At 70.2% G+C, this 20,396-nt stretch carries 20 protein-coding genes and 2 pseudogenes; 9 read left to right on the top strand and 13 right to left on the bottom strand.

Features of this window, described 5'->3' with window-relative positions; all coding sequences use genetic code 11:
• Positions 1–688 precede the first annotated feature (688 nt).
• Positions 689–1,333: a dihydrofolate reductase family protein gene (locus tag ACI2LP_RS17490; protein WP_404725374.1), complete on the top strand. Its 645-nt coding sequence runs from the start codon at positions 689–691 to the stop codon at positions 1,331–1,333.
• Between the two features lie 420 nt (positions 1,334–1,753).
• Complete coding sequence (locus tag ACI2LP_RS17485) at positions 1,754–2,206, top strand: hypothetical protein (protein WP_404725373.1); 453 nt, start codon at positions 1,754–1,756, stop codon at positions 2,204–2,206.
• A gap of 95 nt (positions 2,207–2,301) precedes the next feature.
• On the opposite strand, the gene ACI2LP_RS17480 is transcribed toward ACI2LP_RS17485, so the two are convergent.
• The gene (locus ACI2LP_RS17480; RefSeq protein WP_404725409.1) at positions 2,302–3,237 is read right to left on the bottom strand and encodes a LysR substrate-binding domain-containing protein; all 936 of its coding nucleotides are present in this window, start codon (positions 3,235–3,237) and stop codon (positions 2,302–2,304) included.
• Positions 3,238–3,328: 91 nt separating this feature from the next.
• Between ACI2LP_RS17480 and ACI2LP_RS17475 the strand changes: the two genes are divergently transcribed.
• Positions 3,329–4,489 carry a diaminopropionate ammonia-lyase gene (locus tag ACI2LP_RS17475; protein WP_404725372.1) on the top strand — a complete coding sequence of 387 codons (1,161 nt, stop codon included), beginning with the start codon at positions 3,329–3,331 and terminating at the stop codon, positions 4,487–4,489.
• A 40-nt stretch (positions 4,490–4,529) separates the two neighbouring features.
• Here the strand turns inward: ACI2LP_RS17475 and ACI2LP_RS17470 are convergent, their stop codons facing one another.
• Both ACI2LP_RS17470 and ACI2LP_RS17465 read right to left on the bottom strand, forming a co-directional pair.
• Positions 4,530–5,213: an SRPBCC family protein gene (locus ACI2LP_RS17470; RefSeq protein ID WP_404725371.1), complete on the bottom strand. Its 684-nt coding sequence runs from the start codon at positions 5,211–5,213 to the stop codon at positions 4,530–4,532.
• Positions 5,213–5,609 (bottom strand): annotated as a pseudogene (locus ACI2LP_RS17465) (ArsR/SmtB family transcription factor). The gene ACI2LP_RS17470 and the pseudogene ACI2LP_RS17465 overlap by 1 nt, the downstream one beginning before the upstream one ends.
• Positions 5,610–5,748: 139 nt before the next feature.
• Between ACI2LP_RS17465 and ACI2LP_RS17460 the strand changes: the two are divergent.
• From ACI2LP_RS17460 to ACI2LP_RS17450, 3 genes are all read left to right on the top strand, one after another.
• Positions 5,749–6,324 carry a TerD family protein gene (locus tag ACI2LP_RS17460; RefSeq protein WP_404725370.1) on the top strand — a complete coding sequence of 192 codons (576 nt, stop codon included), beginning with the start codon at positions 5,749–5,751 and terminating at the stop codon, positions 6,322–6,324.
• Between the two features lie 225 nt (positions 6,325–6,549).
• Complete coding sequence (locus ACI2LP_RS17455; protein WP_404725369.1) at positions 6,550–7,269, top strand: 4'-phosphopantetheinyl transferase family protein; 720 nt, start codon at positions 6,550–6,552, stop codon at positions 7,267–7,269.
• 4 nt (positions 7,270–7,273) lie between these two features.
• Positions 7,274–7,576, top strand: coding sequence for a DUF6191 domain-containing protein (locus ACI2LP_RS17450; RefSeq protein ID WP_404725368.1), 303 nt, complete (start codon positions 7,274–7,276; stop codon positions 7,574–7,576).
• A 34-nt stretch (positions 7,577–7,610) separates the two neighbouring features.
• On the opposite strand, the gene ACI2LP_RS17445 is transcribed toward ACI2LP_RS17450, so the two are convergent.
• Both ACI2LP_RS17445 and ACI2LP_RS17440 read right to left on the bottom strand, forming a co-directional pair.
• Entirely contained in the window at positions 7,611–7,985 is a 375-nt protein-coding gene (locus ACI2LP_RS17445) for a nuclear transport factor 2 family protein (RefSeq protein WP_404725367.1), read from the bottom strand.
• A gap of 29 nt (positions 7,986–8,014) precedes the next feature.
• Positions 8,015–8,352: pseudogene (locus tag ACI2LP_RS17440) on the bottom strand (methyltransferase domain-containing protein); the annotation flags it as partial.
• Between the two features lie 184 nt (positions 8,353–8,536).
• On the opposite strand from ACI2LP_RS17440, the gene ACI2LP_RS17435 reads away from it, so the two are divergent.
• Both ACI2LP_RS17435 and ACI2LP_RS17430 read left to right on the top strand, forming a co-directional pair.
• On the top strand, positions 8,537–10,351 hold the full coding sequence (locus ACI2LP_RS17435; RefSeq protein WP_404725408.1) for a prolyl oligopeptidase family serine peptidase: 1,815 nt from the start codon (positions 8,537–8,539) through the stop codon (positions 10,349–10,351).
• Positions 10,352–10,400: 49 nt separating this feature from the next.
• Positions 10,401–11,186, top strand: coding sequence for an SURF1 family protein (locus ACI2LP_RS17430; RefSeq protein ID WP_404725366.1), 786 nt, complete (start codon positions 10,401–10,403; stop codon positions 11,184–11,186).
• Between the two features lie 306 nt (positions 11,187–11,492).
• Here ACI2LP_RS17430 and ACI2LP_RS17425 read toward each other — a convergent pair whose 3' ends face one another.
• The 7 genes from ACI2LP_RS17425 to ACI2LP_RS17395 form a co-directional block, all read right to left on the bottom strand.
• The gene (locus tag ACI2LP_RS17425; RefSeq protein WP_404725365.1) at positions 11,493–12,527 is read right to left on the bottom strand and encodes a hypothetical protein; all 1,035 of its coding nucleotides are present in this window, start codon (positions 12,525–12,527) and stop codon (positions 11,493–11,495) included.
• A 71-nt stretch (positions 12,528–12,598) separates the two neighbouring features.
• Complete coding sequence (locus ACI2LP_RS17420; RefSeq protein WP_404725407.1) at positions 12,599–13,174, bottom strand: SigE family RNA polymerase sigma factor; 576 nt, start codon at positions 13,172–13,174, stop codon at positions 12,599–12,601.
• Positions 13,175–13,513: 339 nt separating this feature from the next.
• A complete protein-coding gene (locus tag ACI2LP_RS17415; RefSeq protein WP_404725364.1) occupies positions 13,514–14,641 on the bottom strand; it encodes an aspartate-semialdehyde dehydrogenase in 1,128 nt (375 codons plus the stop codon).
• Positions 14,638–15,909 carry an aspartate kinase gene (locus ACI2LP_RS17410; RefSeq protein ID WP_360880470.1) on the bottom strand — a complete coding sequence of 424 codons (1,272 nt, stop codon included), beginning with the start codon at positions 15,907–15,909 and terminating at the stop codon, positions 14,638–14,640. The genes ACI2LP_RS17415 and ACI2LP_RS17410 overlap by 4 nt, the downstream gene beginning before the upstream one ends.
• Positions 15,910–16,152: 243 nt before the next feature.
• Positions 16,153–16,821, bottom strand: a complete 669-nt coding sequence (locus ACI2LP_RS17405; protein ID WP_404725363.1) for a DUF5063 domain-containing protein — start codon at positions 16,819–16,821, stop codon at positions 16,153–16,155.
• Positions 16,814–17,413, bottom strand: a complete 600-nt coding sequence (gene recR / locus ACI2LP_RS17400) for a recombination mediator RecR (RefSeq protein ID WP_329280300.1) — start codon at positions 17,411–17,413, stop codon at positions 16,814–16,816. Before recR ends, ACI2LP_RS17405 begins: the two co-directional genes overlap by 8 nt.
• A gap of 98 nt (positions 17,414–17,511) precedes the next feature.
• Positions 17,512–17,847, bottom strand: coding sequence for a YbaB/EbfC family nucleoid-associated protein (locus tag ACI2LP_RS17395; protein WP_404725406.1), 336 nt, complete (start codon positions 17,845–17,847; stop codon positions 17,512–17,514).
• A gap of 306 nt (positions 17,848–18,153) precedes the next feature.
• Here ACI2LP_RS17395 and ACI2LP_RS17390 point away from each other — a divergent pair, with 306 nt between their 5' ends.
• Positions 18,154–18,906, top strand: a complete 753-nt coding sequence (locus ACI2LP_RS17390; protein ID WP_404725362.1) for an SLATT domain-containing protein — start codon at positions 18,154–18,156, stop codon at positions 18,904–18,906.
• A 489-nt stretch (positions 18,907–19,395) separates the two neighbouring features.
• Here the strand turns inward: ACI2LP_RS17390 and ACI2LP_RS17385 are convergent, their stop codons facing one another.
• Positions 19,396–20,334, bottom strand: a complete 939-nt coding sequence (locus ACI2LP_RS17385) for a class I SAM-dependent methyltransferase (RefSeq protein ID WP_404725361.1) — start codon at positions 20,332–20,334, stop codon at positions 19,396–19,398.
• Between the last annotated feature and the right edge of the window lie 62 nt (positions 20,335–20,396).

The following is a 20,396-nucleotide window of genomic DNA, read 5'->3' as shown; positions in this document are numbered from 1 at the left end:
TATTCCTGGGTGTGATGACGGTCACTATCAGGGTCTCTGTGATGGAACGAACCGGAAAGCATCTACTCAGCAAGCAAATGGCACTTTGGTCATCCAAGGCCAGCGGCGTTTCCCCGACAATTGTTTTGAGCCACGACACCGCACGCTTTCCTTGCTGGTGCCCACGCCGGACTCGGCTCCACGGCCTCGCTGCCGTCGGCGTCACCCGGCGTGAGGTGACTGCCCCTCTTCACCCTCCGCCACAGCCTGGAGCGGATTCCTCAACGCCATCCAGGACAGTCGGCACACCGACTGATCTCGCCTACGACAAGGGGGCGGCCACCAGGCCGCACCCGAATGCCTCCCCGCGTGGAACAAAACGCCTAGTACCGCTGCCGTAGATCGCGCCGGTGACCTGCGGTGACGCTGGACGCAGGGCAGCCACCCAGTTTGGACGCGGCCTGTGATCTATCGTGAGTGGGGAGTGCCGGTGCGGCGTCCCGGCCTGGTGGCGTAAGCAGGGCACCGTGCTGCACGCTTCAAGATCGGTCGGCATGTGCTGTTCGAGGAATCGGACGTGCGGCCTGGATCAAGTCGCACGGCATACCTGCCGAGCCCTGCTGCCGGGCGTCGCATGGACGCGCAGCGATGAGTCTGCCGGCGCCCACAGGTCTACCTCCCGACCGAGACAACCAATTGGGAGTAAGGCATGGGCCTCATCCACATCGAGCTGTTCGCAACCCTCGACCTCGTCGGGCAGTCGCCCGGCGGCCCCGACGAGGACCCGGTGGGGTTCCCGTTCGGCGGCTGGCAGGCGCCCCTGCTGGACGAGGTTGCCGGGGCGCAGGTCAGTGCCGCGTACGAGGGCACGGACGCCCTCCTGCTCGGCCGGCGGACGTATGACATCTTCGCCGCCTACTGGCCGTACCAGGAGGGCGGCGAGGACAACGAGATCGCCACGCTCTTCAACAGCGTCCCGAAGTACGTGGCCTCCCGCGGCAGGCCCGACCTCTCGTGGGCCGGGTCCACGCAGCTCGGCCCGGATCTGGCCGGCGCGGTGCGCGAGATCCGTGACCGGCACGAGCACGTGAAGGTCGTCGGGAGCCTGAACCTGGTGCAGACCCTCCTGCGCGAGAAGCTCTTCGACCGTCTCGACCTCTGGGTGCACCCGATCGTGCTCGGCGTCGGGAAGAAGGTGTTCGACGGTGGCGCGGTGCCCACGAACGTCACACTCCTCGAACCGCCGGTAGCCGGTCCAAAGGGCACCGTGTATCTGCGCTACGGGCTCGCCGATGGCACGCCCGGGACGGGGGACATGAGCGCACCCGATCGCGGTGCCGGGCGCGACGACTGAAGCCGCCCCGCGCCAGGTGGGTCCGTGTCGTCGGCGGTGAATCCGCCAGGTCGGCATTCCGCCACGGCGTCGGCAGTTCGAGGCGCCGACGCCGTGACGAAGTGCCTCGCCAGAGGGTCGCCGCCGTCACGCAATGGTCTGGCAGGCCCCGTCGCCCTAGTACTACAGCCGGAGACGGGGGCTGTGGTCTGCGGTTTCGCGACTGCGGTAGTGGGCGGTGCGGGCTCGGTGCTGGTGGCGTCGTCGCCAGCGGGACAAGGCGAGGATCTGCCCGAGCCAGGGGTACCCGTCTTCGCCATCATGAACTGCCTGGCAGGGCGGTGTTGTCATGCTCATCACGTCACCCGTATGGCCGCGTCCGGGTCGCCGCCCACAAGCCTGCCGATCAGGCTCGGTGTCATCTCGACGAAGGAGCCTGCCATGGCCAAGACAACAGCTCAGCCCAGCGCCTCGCAGCATTCCGCACCGAGCCACGGTGGTCGCAGTACATGGGTAGTTGGCGGCACCGTCTTCGCCGGTGTCCTGATGCTCGTGGACGGCGTGCTCATGGTTCTCCAGGGCATCGTGGGCATTGCGAAGGACGACGTCTACGCACGGATCGGCAACTACGTCTTCGAGTTCGACTCGACCGCCTGGGGCTGGACCCACCTCATCCTCGGCGTGATCGTGGGCCTCGTCGGCGCGGCCATCCTCAGAGGGGCAGGCTGGGGTCGCGTCATGGGTGTGGTGCTGGCCTCGCTCGCCCTCATCGCCAACTTCATGTGGCTTCCGTACCAGCCCGTTTGGGCCGTCGTCTCCATCGCCATCGCGGTCTTCGTGATCTGGGCGCTGTGCACGGATCGAGGGGACCGAGGGCGTTCGTCGGCCTACTGACGAGGCGCCGTCGCACTCGTATCGCTCGACGCCTGCATTCCTGGCGGACAGCGACCGTCACCCGGTCCGGGCCCTCCGTTCACGGCCGGTCGTTGTCACGACAACGACGCCCTGTGGAGGGCCTGTCGGCAGGCCTGGATCGCAGGGTGCCGGCTGCGGCCGCGGCGTACCGCCGTGAAAAGCCTGCGGGACGCATGGCCGCGAGGGAGCCGGCGCAGGGGGACGGTCGGTGCGCGGCCGCCCCAGACCAGGTCCGGGAGCAGGGCCGCCGCGTGGCCCTGTTCGACGAGGCGCAGGTGGAGCAGGAGGTCCGTGGACTCGAAGCGGACGTCAGGTTCGAAGCCGGCGCTGCGGCACAGGGTCATCGCCCAGTGCCGGGCGGCCGTGCCCTCCGGCTCCATCACCCAGGGGTGGTCGGCCAGCGAGCGCAGTGCCGCCAGGGGGTCGTCCGTCGGCCCGGGCTGAGGCAATCCGGTCTGCGGGCTCTCCGCGGCCGCCGGCCCCGGCTGAGCAAGGCACAGTGGGTCCTCCAGCAGGTCCTCCTGTTCCACTTCGGCAGGGCGGGGATTCGGATTGCCGGGGTACTCCTCCGCGATGACCAGGTCGAAGTCCCGGGCAAGCAAAGCCGGAAGGGACTTCTCCGGTTCGTTCTGGGTGACGTGGACGCGCAGTCGGGGATAGGCGTCGCGCAGCAGCGTCAGCGCGCTCGGGACCAGGGCGAGGGCCGCGGTCTGGAAAGAGGCGATGCGCAGGGTGCCGGTGAGGTCGGTGAGAGAGGTGGCGATGTCCGCCTCGGCGCGCTCGAGGCGTTCGAGTACGGCTTCGGTGTGGGCGACCAGGATCTCCGCCTGCTCGGTGAGCCGGACGCGCCTGCCCACGGGCTCCAGCAGCGGGACGCCGACTTCGGCCTCCAGCTGGGAGAGCTGCTGGGAGACGGAGGAGGGACTGTACGAGAGGGCCGCGGCGACAGCGGCGAGCGTGCCACGGTGCTTGAGCTCGCGCAGCAGACGCAGCCGGTGCAGGTCGAACATCCCCATCCTCTGAATTGTTCGGATCTTCCGATGAATATAGGTCGGAAACATGTGCTGGACCGAGGGAAGTGCCGGGCCCCACGCTGGTCGTGTGCCTGAGACTCCCTGCTTCCCTCGCTCCTTGCCGTGGTTCGCCAACCCTGCCGCCCGTACCTGGACGTGCCCGCCCGCCCCCACCGGCGTAGAGGACTTCCATGCCTCCCTGGCCGACTACACCCCCACCCCGCTCACCGAACTCCCCACCCTCGCGGCGGAATTGGGTGTGGGGCGGGTCTTCGTCAAGGACGAGTCGTTCCGGCTCGGGCTGCCCGCGTTCAAGGCCCTCGGCGCCTCCTGGGCGATCCACCAGGTCCTGTCCCGGCGCAGGGCCACCACTCACCCCGACGGCCCGGTCACCTTCGTCACCGCCACGGACGGAAACCACGGCCGCGCCGTCGCCCGGATGGCCCGCCTGTTGGGACAGCGCGCCCACATCTTCGTGCCTCAGGGCGTGCACCCGGTCGCCGCAGCCGCCATCTCCGCCGAAGAAGCTGAGGTCACACAGGTCGCCGGGCCGTACGACGAAGCCGTACGGCAGGCTGCCGACGCGGCCGCCGGGCCCGGCTCGGGTGCAGCCGCCGGGCTCCGCTCATCGGTCCTCGTGCAGGACACCGCCTGGAGTGGCTACGAGCAGATCCCCGGCTGGATTGTCGAGGGCTACTCCACGCTCTTCACCGAGATCGACGCGCAGCTGAACGCCGCGGGCGCGAGGTCCCCGAGCCTCGTCGCCGTACCGGTCGGTGTGGGCTCGCTCGCCCAGGCCGCCGTCACCCACTACCGAAGCCGATCGGCGGAGAGCGGGACCGCCCTGCTTGCCGTCGAACCCGACGCCGCGGCCTGCGTACTGACCAGCCTCACCCGGCAGGAACCGCTCAGCGTGGCCACCGGTGAGACCACCATGGCGGGCCTCAATTGCGGCACCCCCTCCAGCATCGCCTGGCCCTTCCTCCGCGACGGCCTGGATGCCGCTGTCGCCGTCAACGACGCCGACAGCGCCCGCGCCGCCCGCGACCTCGCCGCGCTCGGCGTCTCCAGCGGCCCGTGCGGAGCCGCGTCGCTGGCCGGCATCCGCGCCGCCCTGACCGCCGACGGCGCTGGCGCTGGCGCCGAGAGCCGCCGTACCGCCTTGGCTCTCGAACCCACCTCGACACTGGTGCTGCTGAGCACCGAGGGCACCGCCGCCAACCCTCATCTGCATGAGAGCGCACAGTGACCACGTCGACGGCGACCGCCTGTGGCTGTCCCTCCCAGACCTACTTCTCGGGCGCGTAGAAGCCGGTCGTGGCACGCACCGCGGCAGCCGCCACGTCCGTCGGCGCGCCCGACGCCTCGTACGCCGCACCCCATGCCTCGCTGCTGCGGGTCATGAACTCCCGGCCGTCGTCGGAGACCTGCCAGGCCGCCGGGTCCTCGATCGAGCCGCCGCGCAGATGCACGCCGAGGCCGAACACCGCCAGATCCCAGCCGACGCCCACCGCACCGGGGCCGAACTGGTCCCACATCCCCGGCGGTACGACCGCGACATGCTCCAGCTCGAAGACGGTTCGCCGGCTGCCCTCGTCGCCCGAGCCGCCCTGCCGGCCCTGGCCGCCCTCTCCGCCAGGGCCGGGCTCGGGAGTCAGCCGTACCTCGACCTCGCCGAAGCCCGGGCTCTCGCCGAACAGCCAGCTCACCCTCAACAGCTTCGGCGGCTCGCACCGCAGGATCTCGCCGCCCGCGTTGCCCTCCAGCTGGTAGTGGCCGCCCAGCCGCAGGTCGCCACGGACCGGCAGAAACCACCGGCCGATGCGTTCGGGGTCGGTGCATGCGTCCCACACATCCGCGGCCGGGGCGTCGTACGTGCGCCGCAGCAGGACCGTGCGCGCCTCGCCCTGCTCGACGGACCGGCTGCCGACCTCGCGGCTGGTGTCATTGATCCGATCGACGATGTCGCTCATCACTGCTTCTCCTGCTCATTCCTCTTGCGGCGATCGTCGCGGCGGTCATTGCGGCGGTCATTTCGGTGGTCGCGCCTGCCGCGGGTCGGCTCGGTACCGAGAGCGTCCAGCCGCTGCTCCCCAAAGGTGCGGAAACGGTCCAGCCACGGATCGACCTCACGCAGGGGGGCGGCGTCGACGGCATACAGCCGTCGCGTGCCCTCGGCCCGTACGGAGGCGAAGCCCCTCTCGCGGAGCACTCGCAGATGCTGCGACACGGCGGGCTGCATGATCCCGAACTCGCTCTGGATCACAGCGCTGACCGCGCCCGACGGCTGCTCACCCTCGGCGAGCAGCTCCACATATCCGGCGTCGCACCGGATCTCCCAGTACGTCGAATGCGTGCACGTTCCCCACTATGCCCATGCCGACCACCGTTTATATAAGTCAAAAGTTAACGAATGTGGGGAACCCGAGCCTGGGTCCGCTCGTTGCCCCGGTGGGCAAAGGAATCGTCAAGAGGCGCGGCCCGCGCCGGATTGCGCAGGGGATTTCCATGGGAGTCAGCCTTTCCAAGGGCGGCAATGTTTCGCTCAGCAAGGAGGCCCCGGGCCTGTCTGCGGTCGTCGTGGGCCTGGGGTGGGACGTACGCAGCACCACCGGCACCGACTTCGACCTGGACGCCAGCGCCCTGCTGGTGGACGCCAACGGCAAGGTCGTGTCCGACCAGCACTTCGTCTTCTTCAACAACCTCAAGAGCCCGGAGGGCTCCGTCGAGCACACCGGTGACAACCTCACGGGTGAGGGCGAGGGCGACGACGAGCAGATCAAGGTGAACCTGTCGGGCGTGCCCGCCGAGGTCGACAAGATCGTGTTCCCGGTCTCGATCCACGAGGGCGAGAGCCGCCAGCAGTCCTTCGGCCAGGTGCGCAACGCATTCATCCGCGTCGTCAACCAGGCCGGCGGCGCCGAGCTCGCCCGGTACGACCTGAGCGAGGACGCCTCGACCGAGACCGCGATGGTCTTCGGCGAGCTGTATCGCAACGGCGCGGAGTGGAAGTTCCGCGCGGTCGGCCAGGGTTACGCGTCCGGCCTCCGCGGTATCGCGCAGGACTTCGGCGTCAACATCTGAGCCGCACCCGGCAGTTCGGCACCTGGGCGGCACTGCGTGTGCTGCGGTATTTCGGCGCTGCCTGTCGCGGTTCGGCAGTTCTGCGGGTCGACAGTTCTGCGGGTCCGCGGGTCTGCCGGTCTGTGCGTCAAGGGCCTGACCTCGTCGGGGTCAGGCCCTTGGCCCGGTTCCGGGATGCCGCATCAAGCGCTTCCACAACCGCTCTGGCCTGAGGAGAACCACAGCATGGCGACCGACGCGCCGACCGGACAACAGCCGCTGACGCCGCCGCCGGGCGTGGAGCTGCTCTGGTCCGGCCGGGTCCGCGACCATGCCGAGGACGCCGCTGCCCACCGGCACCTCCTTGACGCCGGGGAGACCGCGCGCCTGCTCGCCTTCCAGCGGGACGCGGACCGGGACGCGTTCGCCGTCGCGCATGTGGCGCTGCGCAGGCTGCTCGGCAACCGGCTCGGACTGGCACCGGAGGCCGTGACGCTGACGCGCGAACCGTGCGCCAACTGCGGCGGTCCGCACGGACGGCCCGTCGTCCCCGGCAACCCCGTGCACTTCTCGCTCTCGCACACGGCCGGCCTGGTGCTGATCGCCCTGGCTGGGGCGCCGGTCGGCGTCGATGTCGAAGGCGTACCCGACCCCGGCACCACCATGGAGGTCGCGGCCCAGCTGCACCCGCGGGAGCGTGCGGAACTGGCCGCGCTGCCCACTGCGGATCGCCCCACCGCATTTGCCCGTTGCTGGACCCGTAAGGAGGCTCTCCTGAAGGCGACCGGCGCCGGACTGAACGAGGAGCTGTCCCTCACATACGTAGGAACCGGCCCACAACCTGCCGTGAACGACGACTGGTTGCTGTCCAACCTGCCCACCGACCCCGGCCATGCGGCAGCCGTGGCCGTGCACCGCCGCCAGCCGGCGCCGCGGTCACGCAGTCAAGGCCTTCCTGGAGACTGAGCCTATGGAGTTCGTCGTTTTCATGACCCTCCCGGGGCTGGTGATCCTGCTCGTCGGCATAGCCTTCGGCGACCAACTGCTGCGCGCGACAGGTCGGGGCGGGCGGCGCGGCCAGGTTTCCGCGACCGGGTTCGAGCAGCTGCATGCGACCTTCTCGCCCGGCAAGCAGAGCGAACTCAAGGAGCGCCAGAGTGCGCTGCTGATGAGGGACGACGAGGAGGACGGAGCTCCGCCGCATCGGTCCACGGTCGATCTGGACGGCGGCCGTGCGGTGGTACGGCTGCCGCCCGGGCCGAAGGCTCAGTAATGCCTGCCCACGGGTCAGCAACACCGGACAGGGCCTAGTAGCGCTCGACCAGGTGCTCGCGGCCCGGCGGGGGTTCGTACGCTTCGGGCCAGAAGTCCGTGACGGTCGTGATCCGGCCCTTCTCGTCGCCCGTGAAGAAGGTGACCGCGTACACCTCGTCAAGGCCGACCGTGACGTGGATCCAGGTGACAGCCTGCTCGGAGTCGGCCACTATCCGCTGGATGCGCAGATGCCAGTCGCCGGGGTACTCCCGGTTGAACTGGACGTAACTGTCCCTGCCTTGTATGCGCTCGCGGGTCTGCGGCAGGTCGTAGAGCACGTCCTCGGCGAGCGTGGACGCGAAAGTGGACCAGTCGCGGGCCTCCGCCGCCGACCAGAAGCTCTCAACTGTCTTACGCAGTTCGGTCATACGGCGAGTGTGCACCCCGCCACTGACAATCAGGCTCGCGATGCCTTCAGCGCGTACATCAGCGGGATCCTCGGGCGGGCGGCCGGGAAACGGTAGTAGCCGTCGTCGTGCCGGGTGAGCGAGCCGAACCGCGACGCGGCGGTCTCGGCCCAGCGGGTGGTGTCCGGCAGCCGGTTCAGCGCGCCCGTGCCGGTGGAGATGATGTCGTACGAGGAGTCGGGGACGGCTTCGGCGGCGTCGTGGAAGTCGGCCGCGGGGAACGGGGCGCGGTCCAGGTCGAGGCCGGGGTCCGCGGCGAGGCCGCGGGCCCTCTCGACGGCCGGCTCCGAGAAGTCCAGGCGACGACGTGCGCGGCCCCGCGGCGGGCCCGGCCAGCTCGGTTATCCACAGGCTGCGGACGACGGGAACGGATTGTCGGGGGTCCAGCGCAGAATGGGGTCATGACTGAGATCACTGACTCCACGCCGGAGCCGACCCGCACGCCTGAGCTGCCTGGCACGCCGGATCCGACCGGCAGGCCGCAGCCGACCGGCGTTTCGGAGCCGACCGGCATGCCGGACTGGGAGAGGCGCTTCCGCGCCCCGCGCGTCTCCCTGCCCGACTGGGCGGAGGACGCGCCGGACCGTTCGCTCTTCGTGTCGAACGCCACGGGGACATATGAGCTGTACGCATGGGACAGGGCGACGGGCGAGCAGCGGCAGGCGACGGACCGGCCGAACGGCACGACGGACGGCGTGCTTTCGCCCGACGGCTCGGCGATCTGGTGGTTCTCGGACACCGACGGGGACGAGTTCGGGGTCTGGATGCGGCAGCCCTTCGGCGGCGGAGCCGACGAGCCCGCCGCGCCGGGGCTCGAGCCTTCGTACCCGGCGGGGCTGGCCATCGGCCGGGACGGCACCTCGGTGATCGGCCGGTCGACGGACGAGGACGGCACGACGATCCATGTCGTACGGGCGGGCGCGGAGCCGGTCGAGATCTACCGGCACCGGGAGTCGGCCGGGGTCGGCGATCTCTCGCACGACGGGACGCTGGTCGCGATCGAGCACACCGAGCACGGGGACGCGATGCACTCGGCGCTGCGGGTGGTGCGCCTCGGGGACACCTCCCACGCCGAAGGCTCCGGCCCAGTCACCACGGTGGCCGAGCTGGACGACACGAAGGGGGGCACCAAGGAACTGGGACTTGAAGTCCTCGGCTTCGCGCCGGTGGACGGGGACACCCGGCTGCTCGTCGGGCATCAGCGGCGCGGCCGCTGGGAGCCGATGATCTGGGACGTCGCCTCGGGCGAAGAAACCGATCTCGCGATAGACATGCCGGGCGACGTGAACGCCGAGTGGTATCCGGACGGCTCCGGGCTGCTGGTCGCGCACAGCTTCGAGGCGCGCGGCGAGCTGTGGCGGTACGACCTGGCGACGCGCGAGCTGGAGCGGATCGAGACGCCGACCGGTTCGGTCTCGGGCGCGACCGCCCGGCCCGACGGAGAGGTGGAATATCTGTGGTCGTCGGCCGCCCTGCCGCCGCAGGTGCGCTCGACCGCGGGTGGCGTTGTGCTCGACCCTCCGGGGATGAAGGCCCCGGGTTCCGTGCCGGTGGAGGACGCCTGGGTGGAGGGGCCGGGAGGCCGTATCCATGCGCTGGTCCAGAGGCCGGCCGGCGCGACGGGTCCGCTGCCGACCGTCTTCGAGATCCACGGTGGCCCCACCTGGCACGACAGTGACGCCTTCGCGGCGGGCCCGGCGGCCTGGATCGACCATGGGTACGCGGTGGTGCGGGTCAACTACCGCGGCTCGACGGGGTACGGACGGGAGTGGACGGACGCCCTCAAGCACCGGGTCGGGCTGATCGAGCTGGAAGACATCGCGGCGGTGCGGGAGTGGGCGGTGGCGTCCGGGCTCGCGGACCCGGCGAAGCTGATACTGGCGGGCGGCTCCTGGGGCGGCTATCTGACCCTGCTCGGTCTCGGCACCCAGCCCGAGGCATGGGCGCTGGGGCTTGCGGCGGTGCCGGTCGCGGACTACGTCACGGCGTACCACGACGAGATGGAAGCCCTGAAGGCGATGGACCGCACGCTGCTCGGCGGCACCCCGGAAGAGGTCCCGGAGCGGTTCGAGGCCTCGTCGCCGCTGACCTATGTGGACGCGGTGCGGGCGCCGGTCTACATCTCGGCGGGCGTCAACGACCCGCGCTGCCCGATCCGCCAGGTCGAGAACTATGTGGACAGGCTGGCGGCCCGGGGCGCGGTGCACGAGGTGTACCGGTACGACGCGGGGCACGGGTCGCTCGTCGTGGAGGAGCGGATCAAGCAGGTGCGGCTGGAGATCACCTTCGCAGCCGAGCACCTGGGACAGGGGGCGCACCTGGGTTAACGGCAGGGGTGGGCCCAGAGCCCGCGGGCGCGTTCCGTACCGTGGAGGGGTGTACCGGTTCCTGCTGACGCCCCGCTGGTGGGGGATCAATATCTTCGTCGTGCTGGCGATCCCCTTCTGCGTCTTCATGGGCTCCTGGCAGCTCGGCAAGTTCGAGGACCGCGTCCACAGGCACCAGGAGGCCGAGCGGAGGCCGGCGCCCGGTGAGCAGAAGGCCGCGCCCGTGGACGAGTTGCTGCCGGTCGACAAGGAGACGTCGGGACGGCAGGCGACGGCCACCGGGCAGTACGGGAAGCAGTTCCTGGTGCCGGACCGGGAGCTGGACGGCAAGAACGGCTCGTATGTGCTGACGCTGCTCAAGACCGACGGCGGCCGGATGCTGCCCGTGGTCCGCGGCTGGCTGCCGAAGGGGGGCCACGTGCCTGCGGCGCCCCGCGGCCGGGTCACCGTGGCCGGTGCGCTGCAGGCCTCCGAGACGCCCGGCACGGACGGGGTCCATGCGTCCGGCGGGCTGCCGAGCGGCCAGCTGGGGATGATCAGCGCGGCCTCGCTGGTGAACCTCGTACCGGACGACGTGTACGACGGGTGGGTCACCCTGACCACGGCGGACAGCGGGCTGAAGGCGGTGCCCGCGGCGGCGCCGGAGGGCAGCGGTCTTGACCTCAAGGCGTTCCAGAACCTCGGCTACACCGGGGAGTGGTTCGTCTTCGCGGGCTTCGTGCTGTTCATGTGGTTCCGCTTGCTGCGGCGCGACGCGGAGGCGGCACGGGACGTCGCGCTGGGCCTGGCCACGGAGCGGGACCCGTCGCGGGACCCGGACCCGGTGCAGCCCTAGCCGGACGACGCGCCTGCGACCGGCCCCCGGCGGAGCCGCACAGCGGATGCTGCCCCCACCCCACCCTCCCTCAGAGCTTCGCCCGGGCGGGGGTGGCCCCCGGCGCAGCCAGGGGACGTGCCCACATCCCGTAACTGGGGGCAAGCCCGCAGACCCGCCCCCTACGCACTGCGGGCGTGGGGGGGGACCCCCAGTACGCCCTTCGGCCGTGTCCGGGGTCGCCGGACGGGCTTGAGTTTCCGCCGGTCGGCCTGAAGATTCAGGCCGACAGGCGGAGATTCAGCGCCGGCGACGTGACGGCCGCTGCTACTGCGCGCTCAGCACGCCCGTGCGGTAGATCGTGCCCGCGCACGCGTTCGGGATCGTTGCTTCCGCGGTCGGTCCTCCCGGCTGCGCAACGTGGTTCACGGTGACGCTGCCGTCCGCCGTGCCGCCGCCGTCCTCGGTGACGAGCTGGGACTCGGCGTTCCCCGAAGTGCCCGTGCCGGTGCTCGCGCCCGATGAGCCGCCCTGCGAGGGCGTCGGGTCGGGCGATGCGCCGGTGGTCGGGCAGCTGTCCTTCGGCACCCAGGCGAACTTCACCTCGTACGCCGCGTCCGGCTTCAGCAGCAGCGCGCTCGCCTCCTGCGAGGGGTCGGGCAGTCCGGTCGCCGCGTCGCCCGCCGTGTGGTCGACCACACTGATCTTGGCGGGGTCGGCCGCACCCAGCGCCTGGAAACCGACGGTGCCGTCGCCGCTGAGTGCGCAGTCGGTCTTGGAGACATTGGCGATACGGAAGGTGCCGTACACCTTGCCGTCAGCGTCCGGCTTGGCCGCCTGCGCCGAGGCGACGCCGAGCTGGTCGGCGGCGCAGACCGGTGAACTCGCGGGCGCCGTGCCCGGCGGATTGACCACCCCGCCCGCCGTGCCGACCGGGTTGCCGGCGGACTTCTGCGGCGCCTGCGACGCACCGCCCTGGTCCTGAGCGGTGCCCTGGCCGCCGCCCCAGGGACTGTCCGTTCCCTCGCCGCCGCCGTCGGTACTCGCCTCGGACCCGGTGCCGCCCTGCGCCTGTTCGCCGTGTCCGGCGTTGACGGGGTTGGCACTGTCGCTGCCGCTGGAGTTCGCGACATGGACGAAGGCGGGGACGGCGGTGCCGATCAGCAGCACCGCGGCCGCCGCACCGACAATCGCCTGCCTCTTGCGGGCGCGCCGCGCGGGGACCGCCCTTCGCAGATGGTCGAGGGCACCTTCGGAAGGCGCAAGGTCCTGCACGGCCCCCTGCAGCAGTCGGCGCAGGGCGTCTTCGTCCCCGCCCAGGCCTCCGAGGCCGCCCAGCTCATTTTCCGGCCCGTTGTTCACAATTCCGTTCCCAGTCCGGTCGTCAAACGGCCCGTCCGGCCCGTACCGCTCAAACCTGTGCCTGTGCCCGCTCATGTCGTGGCCTCCATGGCGACGCGAAGCGCCGCGATGCCCCGAGAGCCGTAGGCCTTCACCGAGCCCAGGGATATGCCGAGCGTCTCGGCGACCTGAGCCTCCGTCATATCGGCGAAGTACCTCAGCACCAGCACCTCGCGCTGGCGGCGCTGGAGTCCGCGCATCGCCTTGATCAGCGCGTCCCGCTCCAGCTGGTCGTACGCCCCCTCCTCGGCGCTCGCCATGTCCGGCATCGGCTTCGAGAGCAGCTTCAGTCCGAGAATGCGGCGGCGCAGCGCGGACCGGGACAGATTGACCACGGTCTGACGCAGATAGGCGAGGGTCTTCTCCGGGTCCCGCACCCGGTTCCGCGCCGAGTGGACGCGGATGAACGACTCCTGGACGACGTCCTCGCAGGAGGCCGTGTCATCAAGAAGGAGGGCGGCGAGACCGAGCAGCGACCGGTAGTGGGCGCGGTAGGTCTCGGTGAGGTGATCGACGGTGGTGCCCGCAGCCATGGTTTCCTCAGCGCCCTCGCGCTGGGACGGGATGCGGGTGGTGCGGGGCGCGGGCATAGGGGCGATCACCGGCATGCCGCCGGGCGGGCGCGGTCTGCGGAGCGGGCGCACTGCAGCGCCACGGACCGGGACCACCCTGGTGATGTCGAGAACCTCTGCCACGCCTGTTGGACACGCTTCCCCCCGTCAGGGTTGTACGCGTACGCCACCGTTTTTGACGGTGCTCCAAATGCCCTCATGCGTACCCGCTCTTCCCCAATGCCCCAGTTTCGCGGCACCGTGAAGGGGCAACCGCAAAGACGCTCCCCGCCCAACTACCGGTTGCAGAAAGGGGAGAAGCGAATCGTCGAACATCCTTGCACCCCGGTTCAAGCGGTACAGACCTTCGACTTGCTCACAAGGCTTTCACAGATCCTACAAAGTGCTGCGCCGCCCCCGCGCCGCATTGATTGCAGGATTGCTCGCGGGACGGGTCGCGGGACGCGTCGCCGGACCTATTTCGGCGGCCACCGCCTCCGCGATCTGCGCGGAGTTCAGCGCTGCCCCCTTGCGGAGATTGTCGCCGCAGACGAACAGATCCAGCGCACACGGGTCGTCCGGCGCCCGCCGCAGCCGCCCCACCCATGTCGGATCCGTCCCCACCACATCGGCGGGCGTGGGAAAGTCGCCCAGGGCAGGATTGTCGTACAGCACCACGCCGGGCGAGGTCGCCAGGATCTCGTGCGCCCGCTCCACCGTGACCTCGCTCTCGAAGCGCGCATGCACCGCGAGCGAGTGCGTGGTGATCACCGGTACGCGTACGAACGTCGCCGCCACCCGCAGCCCCGGCAGGCCCAGGATCTTGCGCGTCTCGGCCCGCAGCCCCAGTTCCTCGGACGACCAGCCGCCGTCCTGCAACGTCCCTGACCACGGCACCACATTGAGCGCCAGCGGGGCGTGGAATGGCCCGAGATCGTCGCCCACGGCACGGCGTACGTCGCCGGGCTTCTCGCCCAGTTCCGTACCGGCGACCAGCGACAGCTGCGCGCGCAGCGCGGCGACCGCGTCCCGGCCCGCGCCACTGACGGCCTGATAGGAGGAGACGACCAGTTCGCGCAGCCCGAACTCGGCGTGCAGCGCCCCGACCGCCGGAATCATCGCCAGCGTCGTGTCGTGCGGACTCGCGACGATGCCGCGCGGGCGGACCCGTACGGCATGCGGATTGACCTCCGGGACGACCAACGGCACATCCGGATCCATCCGGAAAGCGGCCGAATTGTCCACCACCACAGCGCCCTTGGCCGCCGCGATCGGCGCCCACTGCGCCGAGACCTCGTCCGGTACCAGGAAAAGCGCGACGTCGACACCCGTCAGGGCCTCTTCGCTCAGCGCGACGACCTCACACTCCTCGCCGCGCACGGCCAGCTTGCGGCCGACCGAGCGCGGTGAGGCGAGGAGTCGTATCTCGCCCCAGACGTCCGCGTGCTGCGAAAGGATCTGGAGCATCACCGCGCCGACGGCTCCGGTCGCTCCGACGACCGCGAGCGCCGGCTTGCGGTTCATCGTCCGGTGCCTCCGTAGACGACCGCCTCGTCGGAGTCACTGTCCAGGCCGAAGGCGGTGTGCACGGCGCGCACGGCCTCGTTGACGTCGTCGGCGCGGGTGACCACCGAGATGCGGATCTCCGAGGTGGAGATCAGCTCGATGTTCACGCCCGCGTCGGAGAGCGCCTCGAAGAAGGAGGCGGTGACGCCGGGGTTGGTCTTCATGCCGGCGCCGACGAGAGAGATCTTGCCGATCTGGTCGTCGTAGCGCAGCGACTCGAAGCCGATCGAAGCCTTCGCCTTCTCCAGGGCGTCGATGGCCTTGCGGCCGTCGGTCTTGGGGAGGGTGAAGGAGATGTCGGTCAGGGCGGTGGTGGCCGCCGAGACGTTCTGCACGACCATGTCGATGTTGATCTCGGCATTGGCGATCGTACGGAAGATGGCCGCGGCCTCGCCCGGCTTGTCCGGCACTCCGACGACCGTGACCTTGGCCTCGGAGACGTCGTGGGCGACTCCGGAGATGATGGCGTGCTCCACCTGCTGGTCCCCTTGCGGCTCGTTGCTGACCCAGGTGCCGCGCAGCCCGGAGAAGGACGAGCGGACGTGGATCGGGATGTTGTATCGGCGTGCGTACTCGACGCAGCGGTGCAGCAGCACCTTGGAGCCGGAGGCGGCGAGCTCCAGCATGTCCTCGAAGGCGATCCAGTCGATCTTCCGCGCCTTCTTCACGACCCGGGGGTCGGCGGTGAAGACGCCGTCGACGTCGGTGTAGATCTCGCAGACCTCGGCGTCCAGCGCGGCGGCGAGGGCAACTGCGGTGGTGTCGGATCCGCCTCGACCGAGGGTGGTGATGTCCTTCTTGTCCTGGGACACACCCTGGAAGCCGGCGACGATGGCGATATTGCCCTCGTCGAGCGCGGTACGGATCCGGCCCGGCGTCACATCGATGATGCGCGCTTTGTTGTGGACCGAGTCGGTGATGACGCCTGCCTGGCTGCCGGTGAACGACTGGGCCTCGTGACCCAGGTTTTTGATCGCCATCGCCAGCAGGGCCATGGAGATCCGCTCTCCCGCGGTCAGTAGCATGTCGAATTCGCGCCCGGCAGGGATCGGGGATACCTGCTCGGCGAGATCGATCAGCTCGTCCGTCGTGTCGCCCATCGCGGATACCACGACGACCACCTGGTGGCCGTTCTTCTTGGCATCGACGATCCGCTTGGCGACGCGCTTGATGCCTTCGGCATCGGCAACGGAGGAGCCTCCGTACTTCTGCACGACAAGGCCCACGTGCGCTCCTCGCTCGGTTCTTACTGCAGTCATTACTGCGGTCGGCTCAGTCTAACGAGCGGCCGCGCTCCGCCCTTGTGATGTCACATCGTGAGATGTCCCGCTCACTCAGTGATCATGAGGGAGGACCACGGCCGCTCGGATCGACTTCTGCCCGCCGACGGGTGAGCTACGCGAGGTGTGGGGCGGCTCACACCGCACCCGGCGCACGTGCTTGCCTCACGCGCCTCGTACGTGCTCGCCTCACGCGCCCCGGGTGGCCGTGCGCAGGCCCAGCGGGCCCGCGATCTCCTCCACCATGACCTTCCCGGCCTCCTCCGCCAGCGCCTCCTCGGCCAGGTCCTCGTCCGTGTCCAGACCGTCCAGCTCCTGAAGCGGCTGGTCGAGTCGGACATGGGCGACCAGCGACTGGAGGGCGCGCAGCGTCGCGGATGCGGTCGGGCCCCAGTTGGAGAAGTACGAGAACTGCCACCACCACAGGGCCTCGGTGGTGCGGCCCGCCCGGTAGTGGGCCAGGCCGTGGCGCAGATCCGTGACGATGTCCGCGAGGTTGTCGGAGACCCGGCAGGCGACCGGGGCCCTGCGCGGCTCGTACGGGTCGAAGACCTCGGAGAAGACGTCGACCGGTTCGAGCAGCACGGCGAAGCGCTCGCGCAGGTCGTCGACATCCACGTCGGGGCCGGCGTCCGGTTCGTACCGATCGTCCGGGACGATGTCCTCGTGCGCGCCCAGACGGCCGCCCGTCAGCAGCAGCTGGGAGAGCTCCAGCAGCAGGAAGGGCACCGCGCTGTCGGGCTCGTCGCCCTTCGCGACTTCCGTGGTCGCAACGATGAAGGACTCGATCGAGTCGGCGATCTGAACCGCGAAATCGTCCGGGTTCTGGCTCGTGGCGTGCAGCATGGCGTCAGACATCGAGAAGTCGTCTCCCCTCGAAGGCACGTCCCAGCGTGACCTCGTCGGCGTATTCCAAGTCTCCCCCCACGGGCAGACCGCTGGCCAGCCGCGTGACCTTCAGACCCATCGGCTTGATCATGCGGGCCAGGTACGTGGCGGTGGCCTCGCCCTCCAGGTTGGGATCCGTGGCCAGGATCAGCTCGGTGACCGTGCCGTCCGCGAGGCGGGCCAGCAGCTCACGAATCCGCAGGTCGTCGGGGCCGACGCCCTCGATGGGGCTGATGGCCCCGCCGAGCACGTGGTAGCGGCCCCGGAACTCCCGGGTCCGCTCGATCGCGACGACGTCCTTCGGCTCCTCCACCACGCAGATGACCGTCAGGTCACGGCGCGGATCACGGCAGATGTTGCACTGCTCCTGCTGTGCGACATTGCCGCACACCGCGCAGAAGCGGACCTTGTCCTTCACCTCGAGGAGTGCATGGGCGAGGCGGCGGACGTCGGTGGGCTCGGCCTGGAGGATGTGGAAGGCGATCCGCTGCGCGCTCTTGGGACCGACGCCGGGCAGCCTGCCCAGTTCGTCGATGAGGTCCTGAACCACGCCTTCGTACAACGGAACGCCTCTCCTGGAGTGCTTGGTGCTTACGGTAGTTGGTGACCGTACGCCTTAGAAGGGCAGGCCCCGCATATCGAAGGGCAGGACCCGCATGATCAGAAGGGCAGGCCGGGCATACCGCCCAGACCCTGGGTGAGCGGGCCGAGCTTCTCCTGCTGCAGCTGCTGAGCGTTCTCGTTCGCGGCCTGGACTGCGGCGACGACGAGGTCCGCGAGAGTCTCCGTGTCCTCGGGGTCGACGGCCTTCGGGTCGATGACGAGGGAGCGCAGCTCGCCGGAGCCGTTGACGGTGGCCTTCACCAGGCCGCCGCCCGCCTGGCCCTCGACCTCCGTCTGCGCCAGCTCTTCCTGTGCCTGCGCGAGATCCTGCTGCATCTTCTGAGCCTGCTGGAGGAGCTGCTGCATATTGGGCTGGCCACCACCGGGAATCACGGTCACTCCTGGCATTTCGACGAGGATTGTTCGGTAAGCCGAGCCTACGTGGTCACCGGGCGCCACGCCCCACCCTGCGGTGACCAACTCTTTCGAGTGAGTCGGTCAGGAGACTCCACCTGATCAAGACCCTCGTGTGGGCGGAAATACTGGGATTTCCGGCGCACAGCCCACCATTCGGCGGTAGGAAGTGCGGACGGGCATGCGCATCAGAATGCCCGCGATGCACACCATGCAGTCCATGCCCGCACGCACCGTACGTCACGCAGTGTCACGTCCGTCGCCACGTCGTAGAGGAGTGCCCCGGTGAGCCAGCCGGAGATGCAGCCCGGGGGGCCGGCCCGGGGCGAGCGCGGCGAGGGGCCGCGCCGTGACCTGACCGGGAGGCCGTTTCCGCTCGGCGACTGGGGAGAGCCGGCGCAACGCCTCGACGAGCTGTACCGGTGGGTCGAGGCGGACGCGCTGCGTACGGCTCAGTGGTATCTGGCGAACCGGGTGCACAAGCGGCTCGCGGCGCGGGTGCTGCGGCTCGGTACGGCTCTCGGGGCGATCACCGGGGCGGCGCTGCCGCTGCTCGGGCTGACGGGTGCGGTGCCCGGGGCGGCGGAGTGGGGGTATCTCTCGCTGCTGCTGGCAGCGGCCTGTCTGGTGTGTGACCGGTACTTCGGCCTGACGTCGGGCTGGATAAGGAACGTCGCGACGGCGCAGGCGGTGCAGCGGCGTCTGCTGGCGCTGCAGTTCGACTGGGCGTCGGAGTGCGTACGGGAGGTGCTGGGCCCTGCGGAGGGCACGGCGAGTGAGGCGGTCGAGCGGTGCCTGGGGGTGCTGCGGCGGTTCTCGGAGGATGTCGCGGAGCTGGTCCGGTCGGAGACGGCGGACTGGGTGGTGGAGTTCCGCGGGGGCGGTCAGGTGCGGTCGATGGGCCTGACGGGGCCGCCCGGGGGCGGCGGTGGCGGGGGCGGGGCGCGGGAGGGGGGCGGGGGTACGGGGCGGATGCCGTTGCCGCCGGGGACGCGGCCGAACATGCCGAGACAGCGGCCGCCGGAATCGCCGCGCTGAGGGGGTGCGGGTTTGTGTCCCCCACCCCGCCCCTTCCCGAAACCGGGGGAGCCCGGCCCCCCTGGCGGGGGGAAGGGAAGGGGTCCGGGGGCGGGCTCCCGGACCCCGGCGCGCCGGCTTCGCGGCGCGGAAGCGCGATGCCAGATGCCCTGCGGCAGGTCGCGCCGCGGAAGCGTGATGCCAGACCCCCTAGGGCTGCTTCGCGGCGCGTAAGCATGCCGCCGGGGGCGGATGCCCCGATGCGGGCAGCCACGCCCAGGGGCCCCGACGCGCCCGCTTCGCGGCGCGGAAGCGTGAAGCCAGACACCCTGGCCTGCGGCAACTTCGCGCCGCGGAAGCATGCCGCCCGGGGGCGGATGCCCGGACGCGGGCAGCCGCACGGGCGCGGCACCTTCACGCCGCGAAGGCGAGCCCGTATCCCCCACGCGGCAGCTTCGCGCCGCCCGGCAGCCGCACCCGCAGGGGCGCAGCGACCGAACCGACCCGCGGTCAGTGCGTGCGGCGGGAGCTGAGCGCTCGCGTCAGGATCGGGGGAAGCAGGTCCCTCGCCAGGCGGCGGGTCAGGGAAGGGCGCGGGCGGGAGGCCGGAAGAGTCGCCGGGGGCGGGGTTGGGCGAGGGGGCTCCGGGGTTGGCTCGTGGCGGGAGGCAGGGGGGTGCGGAGACGTCGTCGACTTTGTGGACTTGATGCGGATCAGCGGGGCGCCCGCGACCTCCTCCACGCCGTGCCACAGGTCCGCACGCGTCTCCAGCCACGCCAGCAGTGCTTCCCGCACCACCGACGTGTCGCCCCACGTGCCGTACAGCTTCGTGCCCGTGATCACGATCGGCTTCAGGCCCGATGTCGCCACCGCGCCCCACACCGCCGCCGAGACGCCCGGACAGTGCTCCGCGCGGAAGTCGTCGAAGGACACGATGCCCCCGGGCTGCAGCAGTGCCTTCGCCGCCGCGATGTCGCCGTGCACGTGCTCGTACAGATGCGAGGCGTCGACATGCACGAAGCGGCAGCTCCCCGCCCGCACCCGGGAGGTGATCACCGAGGTGGGGGCCTGCACCATGGTCGGCAGCTCGTCGTGGAACGACAGGTAGTTCGCCTCGAACGCGCGTCGCGTCAGCGTCGCGTACGACCGGTCCATCTCCGCGCTGTTGGAATCGTCCGGCGCCGGTGAGTCCCACAGGTCGCAGACCGTGAACTCCTCCCCCTCCCGCAGATACCGGCCGGTGAAGATCGCGCTCTTGCCCAGATACGCGCCGAGCTCGAGCAGATCCCCTCGACCGTCCGGATCCGTGTCCCGCTGATGGGACAGGAACCAGTCGAAGAGCAGTTGGTCCACGGGCCAGAACCAGCCCTTGACGTCCGCGAATCGCGTCGGCCGGGGGAGCGCCTCTTCAGCCATCTCCCCCGCCGTCGGGGTAGTCGTCTGTGACATGCACCGGTCTTACCGGGCCGAGATGTCCCGCAGCTTAAGGCTGTGCATTCAGCGCATGTGCG

Origin of the sequence: Streptomyces sp. NPDC019890 (assembly GCF_044903445.1) — a bacterium.
In the GTDB taxonomy this organism is placed as follows: domain Bacteria; phylum Actinomycetota; class Actinomycetes; order Streptomycetales; family Streptomycetaceae; genus Streptomyces.
The sequence above is the reverse complement of the archived record's forward strand: the minus strand, read 5'-3'. Positions and strand labels throughout refer to the sequence as shown.